Below are 344 nucleotides of genomic sequence, written 5' to 3'. Positions count from 1 at the left end.
GATGGAGAATTTATATTAATATTCACAAACCAGCAGTGTTCTATTGATAATGGAATATTAAAATTCCCAAAAATCATGGATCTGGAGGTGAAGACAAGATTAGATGATGTAGATCTGAGGGAAGTGCGGATTATACCATTGGGCATCGGCTATGATGTGGAGATAGTATATTCTAAAGAGATATCAGACGTATCGGAGTTAAGTCCTAAGAGAATACTGGGCATCGATATTGGTGTGAGGAACATCGTAACCATTGGAAACAACATATCCGAAAAGGGTATTGCTGTCAAGGGCGGTGTTCTGAAATCAATAAACCAGTATTTCAATAAAGAGTTATCAAGATT

General features: G+C 36.9%; 1 pseudogene. It reads left to right on the top strand.

The annotated features are described in order from the left end of the window. Nucleotides 1-75: 75 nt before the first annotated feature. A pseudogene (locus DMB44_RS09185) lies at nt 76-344 on the top strand (RNA-guided endonuclease TnpB family protein); the annotation flags it as partial.

The organism is Thermoplasma sp. Kam2015 (genome assembly GCF_003205235.1).
Classification (GTDB): Archaea; Thermoplasmatota; Thermoplasmata; order Thermoplasmatales; family Thermoplasmataceae; genus Thermoplasma.
Note: the sequence above shows the minus strand (reverse complement) of the source record. Positions and strands in the feature narration are given on the sequence as shown.